Origin of the sequence: Limnohabitans rimovensis (SeqCode) (assembly GCF_965234775.1) — a bacterium.
GTDB classification, from domain to species: domain Bacteria; phylum Pseudomonadota; class Gammaproteobacteria; order Burkholderiales; family Burkholderiaceae_C; genus Limnohabitans; species Limnohabitans rimovensis.
On the sequence record NZ_OZ248562.1, the window covers coordinates 1,682,027 to 1,702,376 of the forward strand.

General features: G+C 51.5%; 16 protein-coding genes, 1 tRNA gene and 1 pseudogene. 6 read left to right on the forward strand and 12 right to left on the reverse strand.

The features are described 5' to 3' along the window. Window positions 1–3: 3 nt before the first annotated feature. Window positions 4–810 (reverse strand): creatininase family protein, encoded by an 807-nt coding sequence (locus tag AC8GFZ_RS08135; RefSeq protein ID WP_506644127.1) that lies wholly within the window; start codon window positions 808–810, stop codon window positions 4–6. A 76-nt stretch (window positions 811–886) separates the two neighbouring features. Here AC8GFZ_RS08135 and AC8GFZ_RS08140 point away from each other — a divergent pair, with 76 nt between their 5' ends. The 3 genes from AC8GFZ_RS08140 to priA all read left to right on the forward strand — a co-directional run bounded on the left by AC8GFZ_RS08140 (window position 887) and on the right by priA (window position 6,715). Continuing rightward, window positions 887–3,046, forward strand: coding sequence for a protein-disulfide reductase DsbD family protein (locus tag AC8GFZ_RS08140; protein ID WP_506644130.1), 2,160 nt, complete (start codon window positions 887–889; stop codon window positions 3,044–3,046). Window positions 3,047–3,104: 58 nt separating this feature from the next. After that, entirely contained in the window at window positions 3,105–4,220 is a 1,116-nt protein-coding gene (hemE, locus tag AC8GFZ_RS08145) for a uroporphyrinogen decarboxylase (protein ID WP_506644268.1), read from the forward strand. Window positions 4,221–4,555: 335 nt separating this feature from the next. Beyond that, on the forward strand, window positions 4,556–6,715 hold the full coding sequence (priA, locus tag AC8GFZ_RS08150; RefSeq protein WP_506644132.1) for a replication restart helicase PriA: 2,160 nt from the start codon (window positions 4,556–4,558) through the stop codon (window positions 6,713–6,715). Window positions 6,716–6,719: 4 nt separating this feature from the next. Here the strand turns inward: priA and AC8GFZ_RS08155 are convergent, their stop codons facing one another. Beyond that, window positions 6,720–7,688 carry an AEC family transporter gene (locus tag AC8GFZ_RS08155; RefSeq protein ID WP_506644134.1) on the reverse strand — a complete coding sequence of 323 codons (969 nt, stop codon included), beginning with the start codon at window positions 7,686–7,688 and terminating at the stop codon, window positions 6,720–6,722. Window positions 7,689–7,742: 54 nt separating this feature from the next. Here AC8GFZ_RS08155 and AC8GFZ_RS08160 point away from each other — a divergent pair, with 54 nt between their 5' ends. Beyond that, window positions 7,743–9,821 (forward strand): ATP-dependent helicase, encoded by a 2,079-nt coding sequence (locus tag AC8GFZ_RS08160; RefSeq protein WP_506644136.1) that lies wholly within the window; start codon window positions 7,743–7,745, stop codon window positions 9,819–9,821. 4 nt (window positions 9,822–9,825) lie between these two features. Further along, window positions 9,826–10,698, forward strand: a complete 873-nt coding sequence (locus tag AC8GFZ_RS08165; protein ID WP_506644138.1) for a DMT family transporter — start codon at window positions 9,826–9,828, stop codon at window positions 10,696–10,698. 10 nt (window positions 10,699–10,708) lie between these two features. Here the strand turns inward: AC8GFZ_RS08165 and AC8GFZ_RS08170 are convergent, their stop codons facing one another. From AC8GFZ_RS08170 to AC8GFZ_RS08210, 9 genes and pseudogenes are all read right to left on the reverse strand, one after another. After that, window positions 10,709–11,899 (reverse strand): glycosyltransferase family 4 protein, encoded by a 1,191-nt coding sequence (locus tag AC8GFZ_RS08170; protein ID WP_506644140.1) that lies wholly within the window; start codon window positions 11,897–11,899, stop codon window positions 10,709–10,711. A 48-nt stretch (window positions 11,900–11,947) separates the two neighbouring features. Further along, window positions 11,948–12,763, reverse strand: coding sequence for a glycosyltransferase family 2 protein (locus AC8GFZ_RS08175; RefSeq protein ID WP_506644142.1), 816 nt, complete (start codon window positions 12,761–12,763; stop codon window positions 11,948–11,950). Continuing rightward, window positions 12,763–13,983, reverse strand: coding sequence for a CgeB family protein (locus AC8GFZ_RS08180; protein ID WP_506644144.1), 1,221 nt, complete (start codon window positions 13,981–13,983; stop codon window positions 12,763–12,765). The genes AC8GFZ_RS08175 and AC8GFZ_RS08180 overlap by 1 nt, the downstream gene beginning before the upstream one ends. Then, the gene (locus AC8GFZ_RS08185) at window positions 13,980–14,696 is read right to left on the reverse strand and encodes a DUF268 domain-containing protein (protein ID WP_506644146.1); all 717 of its coding nucleotides are present in this window, start codon (window positions 14,694–14,696) and stop codon (window positions 13,980–13,982) included. The genes AC8GFZ_RS08180 and AC8GFZ_RS08185 overlap by 4 nt, the downstream gene beginning before the upstream one ends. Window positions 14,697–14,736: 40 nt before the next feature. Further along, window positions 14,737–15,648 (reverse strand): glycosyltransferase family 2 protein, encoded by a 912-nt coding sequence (locus AC8GFZ_RS08190; RefSeq protein WP_506644148.1) that lies wholly within the window; start codon window positions 15,646–15,648, stop codon window positions 14,737–14,739. Further along, entirely contained in the window at window positions 15,642–16,631 is a 990-nt protein-coding gene (locus tag AC8GFZ_RS08195; protein WP_506644150.1) for a glycosyltransferase family 10 domain-containing protein, read from the reverse strand. Before AC8GFZ_RS08195 ends, AC8GFZ_RS08190 begins: the two co-directional genes overlap by 7 nt. 162 nt (window positions 16,632–16,793) lie before the next feature. Beyond that, entirely contained in the window at window positions 16,794–18,233 is a 1,440-nt protein-coding gene (locus AC8GFZ_RS08200) for a hypothetical protein (RefSeq protein ID WP_506644152.1), read from the reverse strand. Between the two features lie 137 nt (window positions 18,234–18,370). Beyond that, window positions 18,371–18,481 (reverse strand): annotated as a pseudogene (locus tag AC8GFZ_RS08205) (hypothetical protein); the annotation flags it as partial. 296 nt (window positions 18,482–18,777) lie between these two features. Then, window positions 18,778–18,853: transfer RNA gene (locus tag AC8GFZ_RS08210), tRNA-Phe, on the reverse strand. A 184-nt stretch (window positions 18,854–19,037) separates the two neighbouring features. On the opposite strand from AC8GFZ_RS08210, the gene AC8GFZ_RS08215 reads away from it, so the two are divergent. Next, on the forward strand, window positions 19,038–19,637 hold the full coding sequence (locus tag AC8GFZ_RS08215; protein WP_506644154.1) for a hypothetical protein: 600 nt from the start codon (window positions 19,038–19,040) through the stop codon (window positions 19,635–19,637). Window positions 19,638–19,666: 29 nt separating this feature from the next. On the opposite strand, the gene AC8GFZ_RS08220 is transcribed toward AC8GFZ_RS08215, so the two are convergent. Further along, the gene (locus AC8GFZ_RS08220) at window positions 19,667–20,350 is read right to left on the reverse strand and encodes a response regulator (protein ID WP_506644156.1); all 684 of its coding nucleotides are present in this window, start codon (window positions 20,348–20,350) and stop codon (window positions 19,667–19,669) included.

Sequence of the window (20,350 nt, forward strand, 5' to 3'; positions counted from 1 at the left end):
GGCCTATTGGCCCAATCCCAGCGGGGGGTATTCAACCACCTCGCGCAGCAATCGCGCCAACTGCAAACCTGCAGCCTGCACCAAAGCTTGACCATCTTCGGCCTTGGCCAATGTGGCATTGCCCACCGCCCCACAGGGGTTGTAGTCTTGCATGTGCCAACCTTGTTTGGCGCTGCGCCCGTCGCCCAAGATGGGGTAATGCGCGGCCTTGTGCTGTGCCGCTGATAAAAAGTTTTGGGCCTGGTCCATCCGCACACCTTTGGGCGCCAAGGCCAACATCATGGCCGTCTCGATGGCACCTGCATGGGCGCCGAAGCGGTGTTCCTCGGCGCTGAACAAGCCCATCACCGCTTCTCCCAACGGCAATTGGTACCAACTGGTGCCAAACACCAAAAGGCCATGGCGGGCGCGCAACTCGCGGGCCACCACATCCATCAACCCGCCATTTCCCCCATGGGCGTTGAACAAGACCATTTTTTTCAAGCCCGCACGGGCCACACCAGCGCCGATGTCACACCACAGTTCGATCAAGGTGGCCGGGGCCACGCTGAGGGTGCCCGCAAACGCCGTGTGCTCGGTGCTCAGACCCAGGTTTTGGGTGGGCAAAAACAGCACTGGATCAGCGCTGGTCAAGTGGTTGAGCGAAGCCGCCACCACGCCATCCACCAGGGTGGTGTCCACATTCAAGGGCAAATGGGGGCCATGCTGTTCGGTGGCACCCAAGGGCAAAACGGCCACGGCCCGTGCGACGTCGAGTTGTGCAAAGTCGGTGGTGGTGAGTTGGGCCCAGAAATGAGATTGGATGTCCATCCCTGGATCTTAAGGACTTTGCGACAAAGCGGGCCGCGCTGACTTGTTTTAGACCATTCGCTACCATCGACACCCCATGTCCTGCTTTATTCACCTTCGCAATGGCTTGTCCGCCTTGGCTCTGGCCTTGGGCTTTGTGGGCGGCCTTTGGGCACAAAGCAACCCAGCGGTGGTCACCACGCCTCAAGTGCGTGCGGAATTGATGGTATGGGCCCCCCAAGGCATGGGGCCCGGTCAAACCATGTGGTTGGGTTTGCACATCCAGCATCAAAAAGATTGGCACACCTACTGGAAAAACCCGGGTGACTCTGGCTTGCCCACCCAATTGCAGTGGCAAGCGCCCGCGGGCTGGACGGTTGGCGATACCCATTGGCCCATCCCGCAAAAAATCCGAGTGGGAGAGATGACCAACTATGGCTTCGAAGGCCAGGTTTTGTTGGCCGCGCCTGTGACCCTGAACGCATCGGCCCGTCTGTCTGAACCGTCCGAATTGGTGTTGCAAGCCAACTGGCTGGTGTGCCGTCAAGAATGCATTCCTCAAGAAGGCCGCTTTGTGTTGCGCATCGCCAGCCAAAGCAGCCAAGCGGTGCACGGCCCCCTGTTTGAAGCCTTGTTGCGCCAACAACCGCAGGTGCTGCCACTGGGTGCCTCCAATGCGCAAGTGCACCCAGACCGATTGGCGCTGACGGTTGCGGGCCTGCCGCGTGCCCTTTGGGGCCAAAAACCTGCGGTGTTTGTCGAGTTGCCCGAAGTGACCGACCATGCCGGCGAAACCCACCCACGCAGCCAAAGCCAATGGCGTGATGACCAGTTACAAATCGGTTTGCCCCTGCACCCCATGCGCAGCACCCAGCCTGATCAGCTGCCTGTGTTGTTGGTTTTCAACACCGGATCTGAGTCCACGGCCTGGCGGGTAAACCTGCCCGTGCGAGGCGACTGGCCTGCGCTGCCCCAACCTGGCGCCAGCACCCATGGCTTGCCGTCAGCACTGCCACCCATCCCCACGAACGCCAGCAACAATCCAAACGATGCGACATGGGGTGCCAGTTTTTGGTTGGCCTTGATCACCGCCCTTTTGGGCGGCTTGGTGCTCAACCTGATGCCCTGCGTGTTACCGGTTTTGGCCATCAAGGTGGTGGCTTTGGGTTTGCCGGGGCAAAGCGCTCGGCAACGGCGTTGGGATGGGATGGCCTACAGCGCTGGGGTGGTGCTCACTTTTGTCGCCCTGGGTGCAGCGGTGTTGATGTTTCGCTCGGCCGGTGAGCAACTCGGCTGGGGATTTCAGTTGCAGTCCCCGCTGTTTGTCAGCGCCCTGGCCTTGCTGTTCACCACCCTCGCGCTGAATTTGATGGGCTTGTTTGAATGGGGGAACATCTGGCCCGCCGCTTGGGGTGGTTGGCAATCGCGCCATTCAAGCATCAATGCATTTGCCTCAGGGGTGCTGGCAGTGGGGCTGGCTTCTCCCTGCACTGCACCCTTTGTGGGGGTGTCCATGGGTTGGGCCCTGAGCCAAACCTGGCCCAGCGCCTTGGCGGTTTTGGCGACCATGGGCCTGGGCATGGCCCTGCCCTATGCGCTGCTCAGCCATTGGCCCGCGCTGGGCCAGTTTTTACCCCGGCCAGGCGCGTGGATGGGTGTGTTCAAAACGCTGATGGCTTTCCCCTTGTGGGTGACGGTGGTGTGGCTGTTGTGGGTTTTGGGCCAACAAACCAGTTTGGACGCGGCCATGGCCATGCTGCTTGTCTTGTTGGCCGTGAGCGCTTTGATATGGGCCTGGCACTTGCCCCAATCCATGCGCCGTTGGCTTGGGCCTGTGGCACTGCTGGCATGTGTGGCCAGCGCAGGACTCGTTTGGCCCCGCTTGAATGCGCCTGAAGCGTCGGGCCGGGCGGCGGAATCGGCTTGGCAAAACTGGTCACCGACCGCCGTCGAAGCAGAGTTGAACCAGGGTCGAGCAGTTTTTGTCGATTTCACAGCCGCTTGGTGTGTGACTTGTCAACTCAACAAACAAACCACCCTGAACCAGCCCGAGGTTTTGCGCGGTTTTGCGCAGAGCCAGACCACCCTGATGCGGGCAGACTGGACACGACGTGACCCGGCCATCACCCGCGCCTTGACCGAATTGGGGCGCAGCGGCGTGCCTGTCTACGTGCTTTACAGGCCGGGAAAACCGCCACAAGTCCTGTCTGAATTGCTCAGCCCAGATCTGATCCTGAACACCATGGCGCAGCGCTGATCCCGCCACCTCCTCACCGTGAAGACCCGGTGTCAACCGCTCCCCACGCCCTGCCACAATAAGCTTTATGAACGCACCACTCCTCAACGACACCTTCCTTAAAGCCTGCTTGCGTCAGGCCACCGACCACACCCCCGTTTGGCTCATGCGCCAAGCCGGACGCTACCTGCCCGAGTACTGTGCCACCCGCGCCAAGGCGGGCAGTTTCATGGGGCTGGCCACCAACGTGGACTACGCCACCGAAGTAACCTTGCAGCCGCTGGACCGCTATGCGCTGGATGCGTCGATTTTGTTTTCTGACATCTTGACCGTGCCCGACGCCATGGGCTTGGGTCTGTCGTTTGCCCAAGGCGAAGGGCCCAAGTTTGCCAAAGTGGTGCGCGACGAAGCCGCTGTGGCCGAACTGGCCGTGCCCGATATGCACAAGCTGCAATATGTGTTTGACGCGGTCACCAGCATCCGCAAAGCCTTGAACGGCCGCGTGCCCCTCATCGGTTTTTCCGGCAGCCCTTGGACGCTGGCTTGCTATATGGTGGAAGGCGGCGGCTCGGACGATTACCGGCTGGTGAAAAGCCTGATGTACAGCCGCCCCGACCTGATGCACCGCATCTTGGCTATCAATGCCGACGCGGTGGCCCTCTATTTGAATACCCAAATCGAAGCCGGTGCCCAAGCGGTGATGGTGTTTGACAGCTGGGGCGGCGTGCTGGCCGATGGTGCCTTCCAAGACTTCAGCCTGGCCTATACCCGCCGCGTGTTGGCGCAGCTCAAACGCAGCCATGACGGCGCGGTGATTCCACGCCTGGTGTTCACCAAGGGCGGCGGTTTGTGGCTGCCCGAGATGAAAGACCTGGACTGCGAGGTGCTGGGCTTGGACTGGACCATGAACCTCGGCACCGCAAGACGTTTGGTGGGCGGTGAGGTCGGCGGCCCTGGCAAAGCGCTGCAAGGCAATATCGACCCGAATATTTTGTTTGCGCCGCCTGCACAAATCGCCACCGAGGTGCATCGCGTGCTGGACAGCTTTGGCAAACCCCACACCGACACCACCACCACCGGCCCGACGCATATCTTCAACCTGGGTCACGGCATCAGCCAGTTCACCCCGCCCGAGCATGTCAGCGCCTTGGTGGACGCGGTGCACAGCCACTCACGGTTTTTGCGGAAAAAATGATGTTTTGGGTCACTTTTACGAACAAAGTTTAGTCGGGAGACTTGACTTATGCACAAAATTTGTGTTGCGGTGCAGTAAGCCCCTGTTTGGAGACCGCTCTTTTTTTCGCCCCTTGAAATTCCCCTAAGTCATTGATTCATATAGCGCTGCAGAACTGCCTGAAAATCGGGCATTCTGTTCAAAGCCTTGCCAGACAAGGGTTTGAGCGGCTGAAATGCAAGATATCAACAAAGTTATCCACAGAATCTTGGGGTTAGTTCAAAGCGCTTGCAAATCAAGCACTTAAACCCGATTTCATGTCCATCGCTTGACCATCCGCACACAAACCCATCGCCATGCCCGTCCACCTGTCCGTTTTGGTCCAAACCCCAGCGCACAGCGGCATTGGCGGGCCTTTGACCTATTTGAGTGAGGAGGCACTTGCGCTGGGAACCTTGGTTCGCGTCCCACTGGGCCAACGCGAGTTGCTTGGCATTGTGTGGCCCCACCAGCCACAGGCAGACGACCCAGTTCCACCTGTGAAACCCCTTCGTTTGCGTGCCATTTCTGGTGAATTGACAGGCTTGCCGCCTCTCAATGCCAGTTGGCAAGCACTGATTCGCTTCACCGCCAGCTATTACCAGCGCAGTGAAGGCGAAGTGGCTTTGGCCGCCCTGCCCCCTTCCTTGCGTGAACTCAGCCCGGTGCAATTGACGCGTCGCCTTGAGCGCAAAGCGGGCATCCCAAAAGGCAAGGCCAAAACCACCGGTGTGACACAAACCCAGTCGCCGCCGCAGGTGAGTCTGGGTGCACCCCCACAGGGCTTGGTGCTCACCGCGGAACAAGAAACCGTTTTGGGTCAATTGGCGGCAAACAAAGGCCCCTTTTTGCTGTTTGGCAGCACAGGCAGTGGCAAAACCGAGGTGTATTTGCAAGCGGTTCAACGCTTGTTGCAGGCTGAGCCCATGGCACAAGCCTTGGTGATGGTGCCCGAGATCAACCTCACACCCCAGTTGGAGCAACGCTTTCGCCAACGGTTTGAACCTTGGTTGGGACCAGGTTGCGTGGTCGCGATGCACAGCGCCATGACGCCAGCCCAGCGACTGGCCAGTTGGTTGGCGGCCCACAGCGGTCAAGCGCGCATGGTGCTGGGCACCCGCATGGCGGTGCTGGCTTCATTGCCCCATTTGCGCCTGATTGTGGTCGATGAAGAACACGACCCCAGTTACAAGCAACAAGAGGGGGCGCGCTACTCGGCACGCGACTTGGCCATTTACCGCGGCCAGCTCGAAGGCGCCAAAGTGCTGCTGGGTTCGGCCACGCCTTCACTGGAGAGTTGGCACCACAGCCGACCCGCCAGCGAGGACAAGCCAGCGGGGCGTTATGTGCGGCTGCACATGCCCGCGCGGGTGGGGGAGAGTGCATTGCCCTTGGTGCGGCGGGTGGACATGAACCGCCAGCCTCGACGGACCATTTTTTCGGCGGTGTTGCTGGACGCCATGCGCGAGCGCATCGCCATGGGTCAACAGGTGTTGGTGCTGCTCAATCGCCGCGGCTATGCACCGGTGTTGCACTGCCCTTCGTGCCACTGGAAGAGCCAATGCCCGCACTGCAGTGCATTTCAGGTGTTTCACAAACTGGATCGCAGTTTGCGGTGTCACCACTGCAGCTTTGCCCAAGCGGTACCGCGTGCCTGCCCCGAATGTGGCGACACCGATGTGCGGGCCATGGGCCGCGGCACAGAACAGTTGGAGGAGCTTTTGGCCGCTCAGCTGGAAGGGGTGGTTCGGCCCGGCGGTGGGGCAGCGCGCATTGCCCGCATCGATGCCGACTCGACCCGTGCCAAAGGGACCTTGGAGGCACAGTTGGCACAAGTGCATGCGGGTGAGGTCGATGTGCTGGTGGGCACGCAAATGATTGCCAAAGGCCATGACTTTCGCCGCGTCAGCCTGGTCGCGGCCATTGACACCGATGGCGCTTTGTTCTCCAGCGACTTTCGCGCCCCTGAGCGCTTGTTCAGCCTGCTGATGCAAGCCGCAGGGCGGGCTGGGCGAGACGCCCAATGGTCGCTTCAAGAAGGCCACGGATGTGAGATGTGGATACAAACCCACTTTCCACAACACCCCTTGTTTGACGCCTTGAAGCGCCACGACTACCCCCAATTTGCCCAAGATCAACTGCAAGAGCGGGCCCAGGCCGGCATGCCACCGTTTAGCTTTCAGGCCTTGCTGCGCGCTGAGGCGCGGACACAAGAAGCGGCCCAAGCCTTTTTAACCGCTGTGGCCCAAGTGGCGACGGATTTGCCAGGTGCCCATCAGCTCACTTTGTACCCGCCGGTTCCTTTGGGTATTCAACGGGTGGCCCAAGTGGAGCGGGCTCAAATGTTGGTCGAAGGCACTTCTCGCACCGCCTTGCAATCCTTTTTAACCGCCTGGCAGCCCTTGCTCAGATCGGCTCGGCAACACCACCGCCAAGTGTTGCGCTGGGCCATCGACGTCGATCCTTTGGTGATTTAAGGCCTCATGGCTTGAGCAACACCACCGCGCCAGAAAAAGTCAAAAACGCCAAGGCGGTCGTGACCAAGATGATTTGAGCGATGCGCCCATTGTTGGCCCCCAAGCGCTCGGCCAGCATGGACACATTGCTGGCACTGGGCAAAGCGGCCACCAAGACGACCACCATCAAAGCAAAGGGGTCCAGGGCCGCGCCCATTTGAATGGCACTGGTTCCCACCAGCAACACCAGCATGGGGTGCAGCACCAATTTGACGACGGCCACAGGCAAATAGTCGCGCATCAAAGTGACAGACTGCTGACTCATGCGGGCGCGCGCATGTGAACGTGCGAGTACCGCACCAATGGTGAATAAAGCCACCGGGGACGCCGCGTCTGCCAACAGCCCCAAAGTTTTGTCCACCGCCTCGGGCAAATGCCACTCGTTGGCAGAAAACAATGCACCCAAACACACGGCCCAAGGCATGGGATTGGCCAATACCCCCTTGACCGCGTTGACCGCCGCATGGCGAAAACCGTGTTCACCTGCGCTGTCCAATCGAGACAAGGCGATGCACAAGGACGAAGTGAACAGCAAATCAGCAATGATGGACACGATGGCCGGACCGGCAGAGCTCGGACCCAGCAAGGCCACCAACAAAGGCACGCCCAAAAAACCGGTGTTGGGAAAGGCTGCGACCAGTGCTCCCAAGGATGCGTCGTTCCACCGAATGCGATCGTTCAAGCTGCAAGCCACGACAAAGGTGACCATGAGCAAACCACAAATCGCATAGGTGATGAACAAGGGCACATCCAACAACTGCGCAATGGGGGTGTTGGCGCCAAAGCGAAACAGCAAACAAGGGAGCGCGAAAAACAAAACAAAGCTGTTCAAGCCAGGTATGGCCTCCATGCTCAAAAATTTGAGCTTGACCGCCACAAAACCCGCCAACACCAGTGCGAAAAAAGGAAAAGTGACCCACAAAACAGTTGACATGGGTGGCATTGTGCCCGGCTATGATCAAGCGTTTTGCCCCTGCGTGTCATCTGCATGTCAACTGGCCTGAACAACGCCCAACTCGAAGCCGTCCACATTTTGCAAGGCCCTTGCTTGGTTTTGGCCGGTGCAGGTTCGGGCAAAACCCGCGTCATCACCCACAAGTTGGCACTGCTGATCCAGTCTGGCGTCGATCCCAGCGCGATTGCCGCCATCACCTTCACCAACAAAGCCGCGGCCGAGATGCGCGAGCGGGTCAAAAAACTCATCGGCAAGGCCGCACAAAAGGTCACGGTCTGTACGTTTCATGCCCTGGGCGTTCGCATCTTGCGACAAGACGGTGCGGCTTTGGGACTCAAGCCCCAGTTCAGCATTTTGGACAGCGATGATGTGACCAGTTTGCTCAAGGACGCCGGCGGCACCACCGATGCGGCCACCGCCCGTCAATGGCAGTGGGCCATCAGCTTGTGGAAAAACATGGGGCTCAATGCCGCCATGGCCGAAGCCCAGGCGCAAGATGACAATGAACGCATCACTGCGCGCATCATGGCGCGATATGAAGAGCGCTTGAGCGCTTACCAAAGCGTGGACTTCGACGACTTGATCGGTCTGCCTCTAAAGCTGTTGCAAAACCACCCCGAAGTGCGTTCGAAATGGCAAGAACAAATCAGCCATTGGTTGGTGGACGAATACCAAGACACCAATGCCACGCAGTATGAGTTGCTCAAACTGCTGGCCGGTGAACGCCAATGCCTCACCGCTGTGGGCGACGATGACCAATCCATTTATGGCTGGCGTGGCGCCACGCTGGACAACCTTAAGAAACTGCCCGCTGACTTTCCACGCTTGCGGGTGGTCAAGTTGGAGCAAAACTACCGCTCCAGCCGCGCCATTTTGCGGGCTGCGAACAATGTGATTCGCCCCAACCCCAAGCTCTATCCGAAAACCTTGTTCAGCGAGTTGGGGGAAGGCGATCCAGTACGGGTGGTGGACGCCGACAACGAGGAGCATGAAGCCGAACGCGTGGTAGCGCGCATTCAGTCGCTGCGCGCAGCCGATGGGGCCAGCAGCACGGCCTCACCGCGTGAATGGCGCGATTTTTGTGTGATGTACCGCGCCAACCACCAATCGCGCGTGCTGGAAAAGGCCTTTAGAAAGGCCAGCATCCCCTACAAAGTTTCAGGTGGTCAAAGTTTTTTTGACCGCGCTGAAATCCGAGATCTGTGCGCTTGGTTGCGACTGTGGGTCAACAACGACGACGACCCAGCATTTGTGCGCGCCATCACCACGCCCAAGCGTGGCGTGGGGCACCAAACTTTGCAACAACTGGGTCAGTTTGCCAATCAATACAAGCTGAGCCTGTTTGAAGCCTTGTTCAGCCACAGCTTGGGCAGTGTGCTGAGCGCCAGGGCCGTGGCGTCACTGCATGAGTTTGGCCGCAGCATCAATGACTTGCAATACCGGGCCCGCCACACCGAAGGCGCTGAAGACGCTCAACGCTTTTTGATGGACTGGCTCAAAGACATTGGCTATGAGCAACATCTGCATGACCAAGAAGATACCGACAAAATGGCCGTTGCACGCTGGGGCCATGTGTTGGACTTTTGCGAGTGGATGGCCCAGCGCTGTGGCGGCGTCATCGATGACGCGGCTGGGGTGAGCTTGGTATCCGAGCGTAAAAATTTGCTCGAAGTGGCCCAAACCATTTCTTTGCTATCGACCCTGAGCGAGCGCGAAACCGATCAAAACGTCGTCACCTTGTCCACATTGCATGCCGCCAAGGGCCTGGAATGGCCGCACGTCATGTTGGTAGGCGTCAACGAAGGTTTGCTGCCCTTTCGGCAAGACACCCCCGTGGTGGAAGGCGTGTTGACCGAATTACAAGCGATTCATTTGCAGGAAGAGCGCCGCTTGATGTATGTGGGCATCACCCGAGCCCAACACACCTTGGCGGTCAGTTGGGCGCGCAAGCGCAAAAAGGGCCGGGACATGGTGGTGGGGGTGCCCAGTCGCTTCATCGCAGAAATGGGATTGGACGACACGACCGTCAAAGAAGACCCACGCGCCAAACTGCGTGCATTACGGGCTGAGTTTGCGGCCAAGGCGGCTTCACAAGCGACGCAAGACAGCTAAGCCCATGTTGCCCAACAGCCCCGAGCAGCGCCGCATCGGCATCGCCCTGGTGAGCTTCACCACACTGATGTTTGCATCCTTGGACGCCTTGGCCAAATATTTGGTCCAAGAACTGCCCGTGCTTCAAGTGGTTTGGTTGCGCTTTGCCACCCATGTGTTAATCATGGCAGCACTGCTGTGGCCACAACATGGACGTCTGTTGATCACCGTTCAACGCCCCCGCCTGCACGCTTTGCGCGGTTTGATGATGTGTGCCATGACGGCGCTGAATTTTTGGGCATTGCAGTATTTGCAATTGGCCGAAACGGGTGCGATGCAGTTTTCTGTGCCCATCTTGATCGCGGTTTTCAGCGCTCTTTGGTTGGGCGAAAAACTCGATCTGCGCCGATGGATCGCGATATTGGCCGGTTTTGCGGGCGTGCTCATCATCATCCGACCGGGATCGCACGCTTTTCACCCGGCGATATTGCTCACCTTGCTCAATGCCATCTTGTATGCCAGCTTTAATTTGCTGACGCGCCACATGGCCAAAACCGAATCAGCAGAAGCAACGCAATGGCTGGCTGCCGCAGTCGCCGCCGTGGTGCTCACACCTTTTGGAATCTGGCAGTGGCAAACCCCACAACACTGGAGCACCTGGGGCTGGATCGCACTGACCGGCCTGCTCGGAGGCTTGGGCCACTACTGTGTCACCCTGGCCCACCGCCGGGCATCGGCTGCAGTGCTGGGCCCTTTTTTGTATCAGCAAATTATTTATATGTCTGCGCTAGGCTGGTTGGTGTTTGGAAATGTGCCTGACTCGGCTGTTCTTTTGGGGGCTTGCGTGGTGGTGGGGAGTGGGTTGTATTTGTTGTGGAGAGAAATTCGGGGGCGTTAGCCACATAAGCTCACGCACCCAACGCATCGTGGTAATGTTTTAGCCATGCAGCTGTGGCGACCTGACCGCTAAATTCTTGCTCTGCCCTTTTTCGCGCACAGTCTCCGAGATGGGATCTGCGATTGCCATCTTGATGGATGGCGTTCATTGCATCTACCAAGTCGTGGACCGAGCCCACTTGCACGAGAATTCCTGTGACGTCTTCAACAACCGCGTCAATAACGCCATCAATTCGGTAAGCGATGGCAGGTATGCCACAAGCAGCCGCCTCGATGATGACCGATCCAAACCCTTCTCGATAACTCGGCAGCATCAAAACATCGGCAGCTGCCATGTATTTTTCTGGTTCAGATGTTTTTCCCAGCCATCTGATTGGAGCCAAGCAACCGCTTCCTGCTTGCTGTAGTGAAGGGAGCAGCCCCTCTTCATCTGGACCGACCATCCACATTTCTACGCTTGCAACAGTATCTGCCATTTTTTTGAAAGCCTGAACAAGGTCAAACACCCCTTTGTCTCGGGCCAATCTGCCCACAAATATAAAGACGCAGGCTTCTTCCACAGCACCCATTTGTTGTCGCAGTCTGCGACGTGCAATGGGATCCACCTTAAAACGCTGTAAATCGACGCCGGCGATGGAGCCAGCTCCCAACATACCAATGCCATCTCGATCAACCAGACCTTCAACCACCAAAAATCGACATTGAGATTCACTGTCTGCAAATACCTTCGTTGCCAATGTAACGATCAGTCGATCAAGCGCTTTTAACAAAAAACGACTCCAGCCTTTTCTTGTGACCCAAACCTGCCCTGTGAAGGTGTGCCATCGATTGGGCACTCGTCGCAAATAACCAGCGAGCATCGCCAGCAGCCCAGCCTTGGGCGTGATGCTGTGAATGGACAGTGGCTTGATCTGCCAAACCAATATCAAAAGCTGAAATAGATTTATTAAATCCCTCAGCGGATTCATTTTTCTGGCGAATGGGATATGGACTACTTTGACTGAATCAGCCAAAGAGGGGATCAGTTCATAAGCCTCAACGTTGACACACAGAACAACCTTGTACTTGCCCGACAAGGCAACCAGGTGAGCTGACAAAAATGGATTGACTGCAAAGGGCGTTGTTGCCACAAATAGTATGGTGGGTTTCAAGTCCAACCTATGCAGATTCAATTCAGCATGTTTCATCTGAACTTCACCCATTCATACGAAATTAATTTCATTTCGTGATTTTGACTGTGGGCGGCGTGTTCATTTTTTCCAACGGTAATAAGCGTGTACCCATACCAGTCTTCTGATGAACTTCAATATTGAAAACAGCATGGCGAAAAGACATGCCGCATTCGAGATCAATTTTTCCCTGCAAATTCTCTGCAAGGTATCTTGCACGCCCCGTTCCATTTGCCATAAATGTTTGGACAGTCCAGCTTTTCCGAATTCTTCTTTGTATGAATAGGCTAGCGTTGCATCAATTAACCATGCTGACCAACCACCCAAAACTATTTGAAGCCAGAGTAAGTAATCTTCGGCATGCCTTTTCTTGGGATCAAAGCGACAAGGTAAATTTTTTCGCAGCATGACCGTTCTCGTTGGAAAACGGTTTGATATCAGCATGCCACGACTACTGACCTGCCAGGCTTTCAGTTGCTCGCTTACCTCAGCAGACTTGTTGTCTGCCAACCATAAAATACTTCTATGCCCAGTCATCATCACCTCGGGGTGAGCGTCCATCCACTGGTGTTGAAGTTCCAGCTTGCGTTCATGCCAGCTGTCATCTGCATCCAAGAATGAAATATAGTGCTCTCGGGCCAAATCCCAGCCCGCATTTCTTGCGCCACCTGGTCCCACATTCTCTTTCAGTTGTACGATCTGAATGTGAGTATCTCCACAATGTGATTCTTTAAGTCGATGCAATGCGGCAATAGTCAAACCTTCATCATTGCTGCAATCTTCAACCAGTAGGATCTCTCTGGGTGGACATGTTTGCCGAATTACTGACCACACCGCACGATCTATTGTTTCCGAGCATCGATAACAGGGTATGACAACACTAACTGGTGCGCGCATTAACTTTCCAGATAAAACAGTCGACCTGTCCAGCCAGATGCTGAGTACGTCTTGCGCCCCATCAATCGCCAGCTTAACTCAAACATGAGCCTTCTCGCAGCACGTGGTCCGCGCACTTTGCCCCATAGCAATATAAAAGGGAGCCGCCACAATTGTCCAAAAAGTCGCAGGGCAATGCCTACCTGGTGCTTTTTTTCGATAACCGAGAACATTTGCATATCGATCTCAGTGGTCAAATATTCGTCTCTTTTTATCTTCATTTTCTCAGCGGCATCAAGCAGTTTACTGAAACGAAGTTCGTAGGTATGATGATCAATAGTTCTTTTATATCCAGACTCAGCGATTCGGTCTCGATATGCATATTCTGTCAAATATTTTTTGATCTTACTTCCAAGCTCATCCACCCCTTCAAATGTTTCAATTTCATCAGGAGAGTAGAAATTCCTCAATCCTTCTGCATTTTCCGTGATCAAAAATCCACCCGCGCCTAGCACCTCGAATATTCTGGCTTTTATCTGCCTGCTGCGTACCGGTCTAATACCTTTCCACTGAATGCCTGAATCACCAAAGTTCAAACTGATGACAGAATCTCTTATGATCCGAGGGATGTCCTCTGAATGAACTGGCCCATTCTTCCATCCAAAGCCAAAACACTCTACTTTTATTCCCTCTTCAGCTAAGCGTGACACCAATTGTGGGCGTTTACCATATGCCGTTCCGATAAATGTCACTTGATACTTGCACTCGCTTGCAAGCAATGGTTTTTGCATTGAGTTCGAGTTTGCAGCCCACTGCGTCAAGTAGAAGTTTTTATATCCATCCTTTTTAGCTTTTTCTAAGGCACTTGCATAAGTTGTTGCATACAAATGAAATACAGGAGCAACCAATTTGGAAAATTGCTCATACTTCCAAGAGTCATCCGTTGACCAATTGATCAATGTTGCAGTCGACTGATCACGTATCAGTTGCAAAGTTTCTTGCCATACTTCGTAACCTAATAATACACATAGAACGACATCGGGTTGATCGTCTATCACCGTCTCCAGCAATTTTCGATTGAGTTCAGCGAAATTTTGATATCGACTTCGATTAAATGACTCGAAGAATTCCACTTTATGTCCAAGATTGCGCAATGCAGGCAAAAAATTCACATATTCATAGCAATCACCTCGCTCTGGGTTGCCGTAGTTATGCTCCCCTAAAACACAAAGAATCTTCACAATTTATTGAATATAAAAAGTCCACAACCATATTCCAGTTTATCGCTATCCTGTATTGATGCATGCTCACGATATAGCGCTTCATCATCCACAATCGAAAACTCAATCAACTTCATTTGAGCAAACATAGCCAATACTGTTGATGGGGCATATACCCGATGTGCATTAAAGCAGACTCGTTCACGACCGATCGGCAAAGACAAATAGAGTTTTCCGCCAGGACACACAACACGCTGAAGTTCTGCAGCGGCTTTGTGACTTCCCTCTGGATCAATCGGGTCACCGTAGCGCCCCAAACCAATGTGTTCTATCACATGAAGGCATGACAAGGATTCGATCGAATTATCAGGAAATGAAAGATCTAGAATATTCCCTGCCACTGAAGTCAAAGAATGTAGATTAACCTTGAGTGGGCGAAAATCGACAAATACTGTTTCAACTGCTGCACTCAATACGCCTATAGTCAAAACGCTCGATCCAACATCTGTGTGTTTGGATGGCTTATTTATTAACACTCTTCTTGCTAACCAAGCCCCTTGATAAAAATAATGAGCATCGAATGGCGTGTGTGTTGTCCAGTCACCCAAGCAAGGATGTGTGTCTGAAAACCTGATATTTGTTTCTTTTGATGCAATGCAATATTTCATCCATTGGATTAAAAATCGAGGAAGAAAAAACAAGCCGATCAAAGGCCTAGGGTACAGAAAGGCCATTAACCAGTGCCTTATTATTTTCATTTCATAGGACCTTCCACTAATTTTGTTTCATCTTTTGACGAATGCGCGCATAGATTGCAAGAATTGCCTTACATATACTGAAACTTGGATCTCTATATAAGTTCATTGCTTTTCTGAAATATCCACTTTGTATGTAATTTGCTATTTGCCTCGACTTTCTTAGCATATTTTGATTTAGTAATAATGCATGCAACTTCGATTTTTCATCATCATTGATGCAGGTTCTGGTCCAAAAAAATGCTTCCAATTGGCTTAGCAAGTCGAAATCAAAATGTTTAGAGTCCTGTCCCGAGTGCCTGCGGCACTCGTAGAGTGGTTTTGCTTGATATGCAATTGGGCCAAATTCTGCCAAATCACAAAAAAATACAGCATCACCAACCTTTTCATACTCCTTTCTCAGCTTAATATGTTTAGCCACATCGGCCCTATAAATTGCAGGGGAGAAAGGAATACATGAATTTGATGCATATTTCAAAGCGACTTGCCCACTGCACGAAATTATCTCAACATTTTCTATTTCCCGAAATGTTGTTAGCGTTTCACCATTCCGACTACCTTTTTCGTTTATTACATACCCATTGCACGATACCGCAACAAGCCTCGGATTTTTTATGAAAAGTTCCATTTGATCTTCAATGAAGCTCGTACATAGCTTGTCATCATCATGAAGCATCATCACGTATTGTGTTTTGCATTCATTCATGGCCCTTTGAAAGTTCGACTCGTAAGGCTGAGTTACGTCCACATCTATCCAAAGCACCCAGTCATCCAATAAATGCTGAATGCATTCATAAACAGATCTGTCACTTCCATTATCATATATAAGTATCTTCTGCGGCAGTTTGGTTTGACCTAAAACTGAAAGAATTGCCTCTCGTAAATATTCAGCGCGATTGAAGGATAATATACATACCGTAATACTCAACATGTTTTTATCAATCTAAAAATGTTTAACGAAAATCCCTCATAACTGTGCATTTGACCTAAATCTGTTTTTAGGTAATCTCGACCCGCCTTTATCATGTCCAGGGCATCATTTTCATCCATTGAACTCAGGAAAACCCTGAGTTGCTCATATGTGGCGAATTTTCTCACATCAACATAAGAATTTGACGGTAAATAGTCTTCAATATCAGGCGCTCCAAAATAAATAGGCAAAGTGCCAGCGACAAAGCAATCAATTATTTTTTCGGTGATGTATCCTGGTTGAACCATGTTTTCAAAACACAATGTAAAACGATAATTTGAAATTAAATCTAATTTATCCTGACAAATACCCATATATGCACTATGGATCACCTCCTCAAATCTTTTAGCCAAGTTATTTGGCAACTCACCCCAATTGTCCCAGTCTTTTCCATATATATCAATATTTCTCTGCTCAGCGAAAAAGGCCAGAGCCTCTAGTCGTTGATCATGAAGCGATTCTGCCAACGCTCTTTTGAATGAGGCAGAACGTAAGCTCCACATAATGGTTTTTATTTGTCTCGCCACAGCCATGAAAGTCAACCTTTTTGGCCTAAATATTTTATTGGTTCTGTACTTATTTGCGGCGACTGCAACGATATTCTTCCTTGTACTCCATGGTCGTATATCTCTCATGTCCTCACGATAATAAGATGGAAATTTACATTCCAAAACCTCATCTGATTTGTCAATGCCAACTCCATCATTCACAAAGGAAAATCCCAGTTTATACTTGAATTTGCGTGATATTTCATCAGCATATTTATAGAAATTAGGTTCATAAATTGGCGATTCAAAACAGGTGATCATGAATGGAACGGCGCCCATGCTTAGCAAATATTCGGCCTCCTGTGATGTTAAATCTTGTATCACCAATACCTCTTTAGCCATCCATTTATGAGTTTTAATATTCTCTATAGCTATATCACCCGATACAATGTTCACGCATGACTCGACACCGAGTTGATAAAGACACGTAACCCAACCCGATCCAGGAAATCTTCGACTCCATTGCTTATCGCGCAATCGGTCACCTTTGAATACCTCAAAATTACTACATAAAGCGATATGCATCATTTGCACCATTGATTTTTATCACGTTAATTTTTAATTCTGCACCACATCTTTAAACGATGGGCGTAGAAGAAAATACTGAAAAACAGTATAGCATAATCCAATAAGACCCAAAACTATTAATGCCTCGATAATACTTTGTTCATTATTAAATATTTGTTTAATGACTGAATATAAAACCCAAAGCCCTAATCCCATTACTGCACTCTTAACAATGAATTTTAGCGGCAATATTATTTTAAAGTATTGATTAGTCAAAATAGCACTAACTGTCATGGCCGCTATTGAAGCAAGAATCATTGAAACACCTACACCTAATGAGCCATAGTGAGGCATGAGAAGGTACAACAATGCAATTGTTGCAACAGCCCCAACAAAGTTAGGCAAAATAAGCACTTTGGTATTCATGTGCGCATGAGCTGCCAAACTATATATAGCAGTTACATGCCTACCCATCTCTGCAGCTGCACCAAATACTATAAACTGTGAAGACTGTTTGAAGCCAACTCCTAGAAATATTCGAGTAAGTTCTGACGCTGTTAGCGTAAGAAAAATTGTGAACAATAGTAGTGAGGGGATGATTATTTGAGCATACTCTATCCACGCTCGAGGGATTGAGTCCACCTTAGAATCCTCTAGACTTTTATAAAATTTTGGCTGTAAAAATGTTGATAAGATGGACTCCACTCCCATCATCAAGCCAGCACTAATTCCAAAGCCTGCAACGTACAATCCAAGCTCAGCCAATCCCAATTGATTTTCCATCAAATACCGATACCCTTGACTGTGAATCCACCCGAATCCCACAGCTAAAGATACTGGCCAAGCATAATTTAATAGCGCATATATATTATGCTGATTAACTATCACAGTCTTCCCTCGACTGCCTTTTAAATGATGTAATTTTTTATATAGAATTTTCTTTCCCAGCATTCCTATTGCTATTTGCCCAAACAATAGTCCACATAACCAATACTCCGCACTCGGCAATAATGTATGCACAAAAATAATAGCACTTATTAAGCTCACCGCAACAGTCGCTACTGTAAGTAGGGCAAACCAACCTTTGTATCCAAACATATTTAACGCAGGGATTACCGTTTGATTAATTGTTGCGAAAATTAAGTTTCCGCAAACCAGCAATAAAAACCAAAGCATTTCAAAGCTCGATTTCCATATATCAAACAAATGCAATGTTACAAGTACCATCGCAGCACAAAAGTTTACAATTAAAAGATACCTCCAAAATAAACCATAATATTCAACAAGCAAACCCTTTTGTTTCCAGGCATTCATCCGCCGATTTATGAACATACCGACTGGATTAATTAGTAGCAATGCGAAAAATGCCACTGTCGAGACGACAATAGAAACCTTTCCGATTTCTATCGGCAACAAGAATTCTGTCGCAGCCCTTAACGTAAGCAATAAAAGCGCAAACTGAGCAATCCTACCTATAGCAATACTAAGCATTTTTTACATAATTGTTGATTTATTAGGATGCGCAACGCGCTAGAGTGATTGTTAACATACCTTTGCGAGCGAGTCGAATACGAATCGTTTTTTGATATATTTAAATTTGCATAAGATCGTTCTAATTTTCTGCTTTTTCATTTGTGGTAATTGGCGTTGTAGACACCATGTTTGCGGCATATTTCAGCCACAAGCAGATCAGCTTCACCTTCGCCCAACATCCCAACAATTTGACTTTCCGTGAATTTCGACTTCCTCTCTCTTGCTTAAATAAATTGAAGTCTCTATTTATAACTTGCTCACCATTTGGATAAGCTTATGCACATAGACACGGATCTTTTCTTGTAAAAAAAGACGTATCAAGCCAGCCAATGCTTAGTTGATAAAGTTGCACTTAGTCCTTGAATCAGCCAAGATGTTAAATCATCTGTTTTATTCTTAACCACCAATAAAAAAATTAAGGCAATGCACGCTACCTCCGTGCCGGTTCAAATAAATAGGCTGGTTAGCATTTGCTGCTTTAGCATTTTGAGAATTTGAAATTTGGTGGCCTGGGGCGGAATCGAACCACCGACACAAGGATTTTCAATCCTCTGCTCTACCGACTGAGCTACCGGGCCATCGCCAAATTGTATCACCATCGTTGCCCGCCAGCAGCGTCCTCGCATGGCTTTGAGGTCACAACATCACCCGTCCCAAGCTGGCAAGAGTTGCTTTTTTGCACCAAACGTTTCCGACGCTTTGTCTACAGCAAGCACTGACACGCAAGGTTGACACTTGCCTCTTCACTCAGATAATTGAGCAATGCAAATCTCCCGTTTTTATTCGATCTCTGTTGAGAAAGCCGTGCTCATGCTGGTCGGCTCTTTGGTGTACATGTCTGCCCATTTGGCCAACCTTTGGGTGTTCGAATTTTGGGAGGTCACACCCAACATTTCTTGGGTCTACTTACCCTCTTTTCTGCGTTTGGCCAATTTGTTGATTCTGGGTCCCCTGTGGGGCACTTGTGCCACTGCCCTGGGTGGTGCTGAGTTGATTCTTTTGTCAAACCAATTCTTAAATGGCTTGGCATGGATGAATGTGTTGGCTTCTTGCAGCAGCGCTGTGGCCGCCTACGGCTTACTGCATTTGATGATCCATCGACCTGTCGCATTGACCCAGTTGAGGGAGTTGCTGTTGCTGGCAGGTGTTTACACCTTGATCAACCCCAGCTTGCATTTCATTTTGTGGCATCTGATACAAGCCTATACAGAAACCTCATTGCAAGACTTTGTGGCCATGGCCGTGGGTGACTTGGCCGGCGCAGTGCTGGGATCTATGTTGTTTGTTTGGGTGGTCCGCTACACAGGTGTTGCCCAATGGGTCGCTGGCCGGGTTCACTTAAAAAACGATCGCCAAGCCTAGCGTCACCCTCCAAAATCGGGCGTTTGTTTTCAAGGACCGCCGCGCTTGCTGCGAGAGAGATCAACCCCGAGCTGCTTGAGCTTGCGATACAGGTGGGTTCTCTCCAAGCCTGTCTTTTCGGCCACCCGGGTCATGGAGCCATTCTCTTGAGCCAGGTGAAATTCAAAATATGCTTTTTCAAACGCATCTCTCGCCTCACGCAGAGGCACATCCAGGTCAAAGTTTTGATGGTTCGGGGGCAGGGCCACAGTGGTCATGGCCTCTGAAACCAGCACATGGGGTGATGTGACCGAGGGTGCCATGATGGGCGAGGGATTTGTGCGCTGAGGGACCGCTGGCGCTGTTGCAGATTTTCGGGCCAAGGCACCTTCAACCGCCTTCAGCAGTTTTTGCAAGGTGATGGGTTTTTCCAAAAAGGCCTGGGCCCCAATCCGCGTGGCCTCCACGGCTGTATCGATGGTGGCATGTCCACTCATCATCACCACAGGCATGTTGAGCAAGCCCGCTGTGGCCCACTCTTTGAGCAAGGTCACGCCGTCGGTATCGGGCATCCAAATGTCAAGCAGAACCAAGTCGGGGCGACTGTTTTGCCGCGCTGCACGGGCTTGGGCAGCATTTTCGGCCAACTCCACCTGGTGCCCCTCGTCATTGAGGATTTCGAAGAGCAATTCGCGAATGCCCAGTTCGTCGTCCACCACCAAAATATTTGCCAT

What these genes read in the sequence shown, in the direction of transcription:
- AC8GFZ_RS08160 (WP_506644136.1), top strand. Translation starts at nt 7,743, where the DNA reads ATGTCAACTGGCCTGAACAACGCCCAACTCGAAGCCGTCCACATTTTG.
- AC8GFZ_RS08165 (WP_506644138.1), top strand. Translation starts at nt 9,826, where the DNA reads ATGTTGCCCAACAGCCCCGAGCAGCGCCGCATCGGCATCGCCCTGGTG.
- AC8GFZ_RS08155 (WP_506644134.1), bottom strand. Translation starts at nt 7,688, where the DNA reads ATGTCAACTGTTTTGTGGGTCACTTTTCCTTTTTTCGCACTGGTGTTG.
- AC8GFZ_RS08215 (WP_506644154.1), top strand. Translation starts at nt 19,038, where the DNA reads ATGCAAATCTCCCGTTTTTATTCGATCTCTGTTGAGAAAGCCGTGCTC.
- AC8GFZ_RS08170 (WP_506644140.1), bottom strand. Translation starts at nt 11,899, where the DNA reads ATGGGTGAAGTTCAGATGAAACATGCTGAATTGAATCTGCATAGGTTG.
- AC8GFZ_RS08185 (WP_506644146.1), bottom strand. Translation starts at nt 14,696, where the DNA reads ATGGCCTTTCTGTACCCTAGGCCTTTGATCGGCTTGTTTTTTCTTCCT.
- AC8GFZ_RS08140 (WP_506644130.1), top strand. Translation starts at nt 887, where the DNA reads ATGTCCTGCTTTATTCACCTTCGCAATGGCTTGTCCGCCTTGGCTCTG.
- priA (WP_506644132.1), top strand. Translation starts at nt 4,556, where the DNA reads ATGCCCGTCCACCTGTCCGTTTTGGTCCAAACCCCAGCGCACAGCGGC.
- AC8GFZ_RS08190 (WP_506644148.1), bottom strand. Translation starts at nt 15,648, where the DNA reads ATGTTGAGTATTACGGTATGTATATTATCCTTCAATCGCGCTGAATAT.
- AC8GFZ_RS08175 (WP_506644142.1), bottom strand. Translation starts at nt 12,763, where the DNA reads ATGCGCGCACCAGTTAGTGTTGTCATACCCTGTTATCGATGCTCGGAA.
- AC8GFZ_RS08135 (WP_506644127.1), bottom strand. Translation starts at nt 810, where the DNA reads ATGGACATCCAATCTCATTTCTGGGCCCAACTCACCACCACCGACTTT.
- AC8GFZ_RS08200 (WP_506644152.1), bottom strand. Translation starts at nt 18,233, where the DNA reads ATGCTTAGTATTGCTATAGGTAGGATTGCTCAGTTTGCGCTTTTATTG.
- AC8GFZ_RS08220 (WP_506644156.1), bottom strand. Translation starts at nt 20,350, where the DNA reads ATGGCAAATATTTTGGTGGTGGACGACGAACTGGGCATTCGCGAATTG.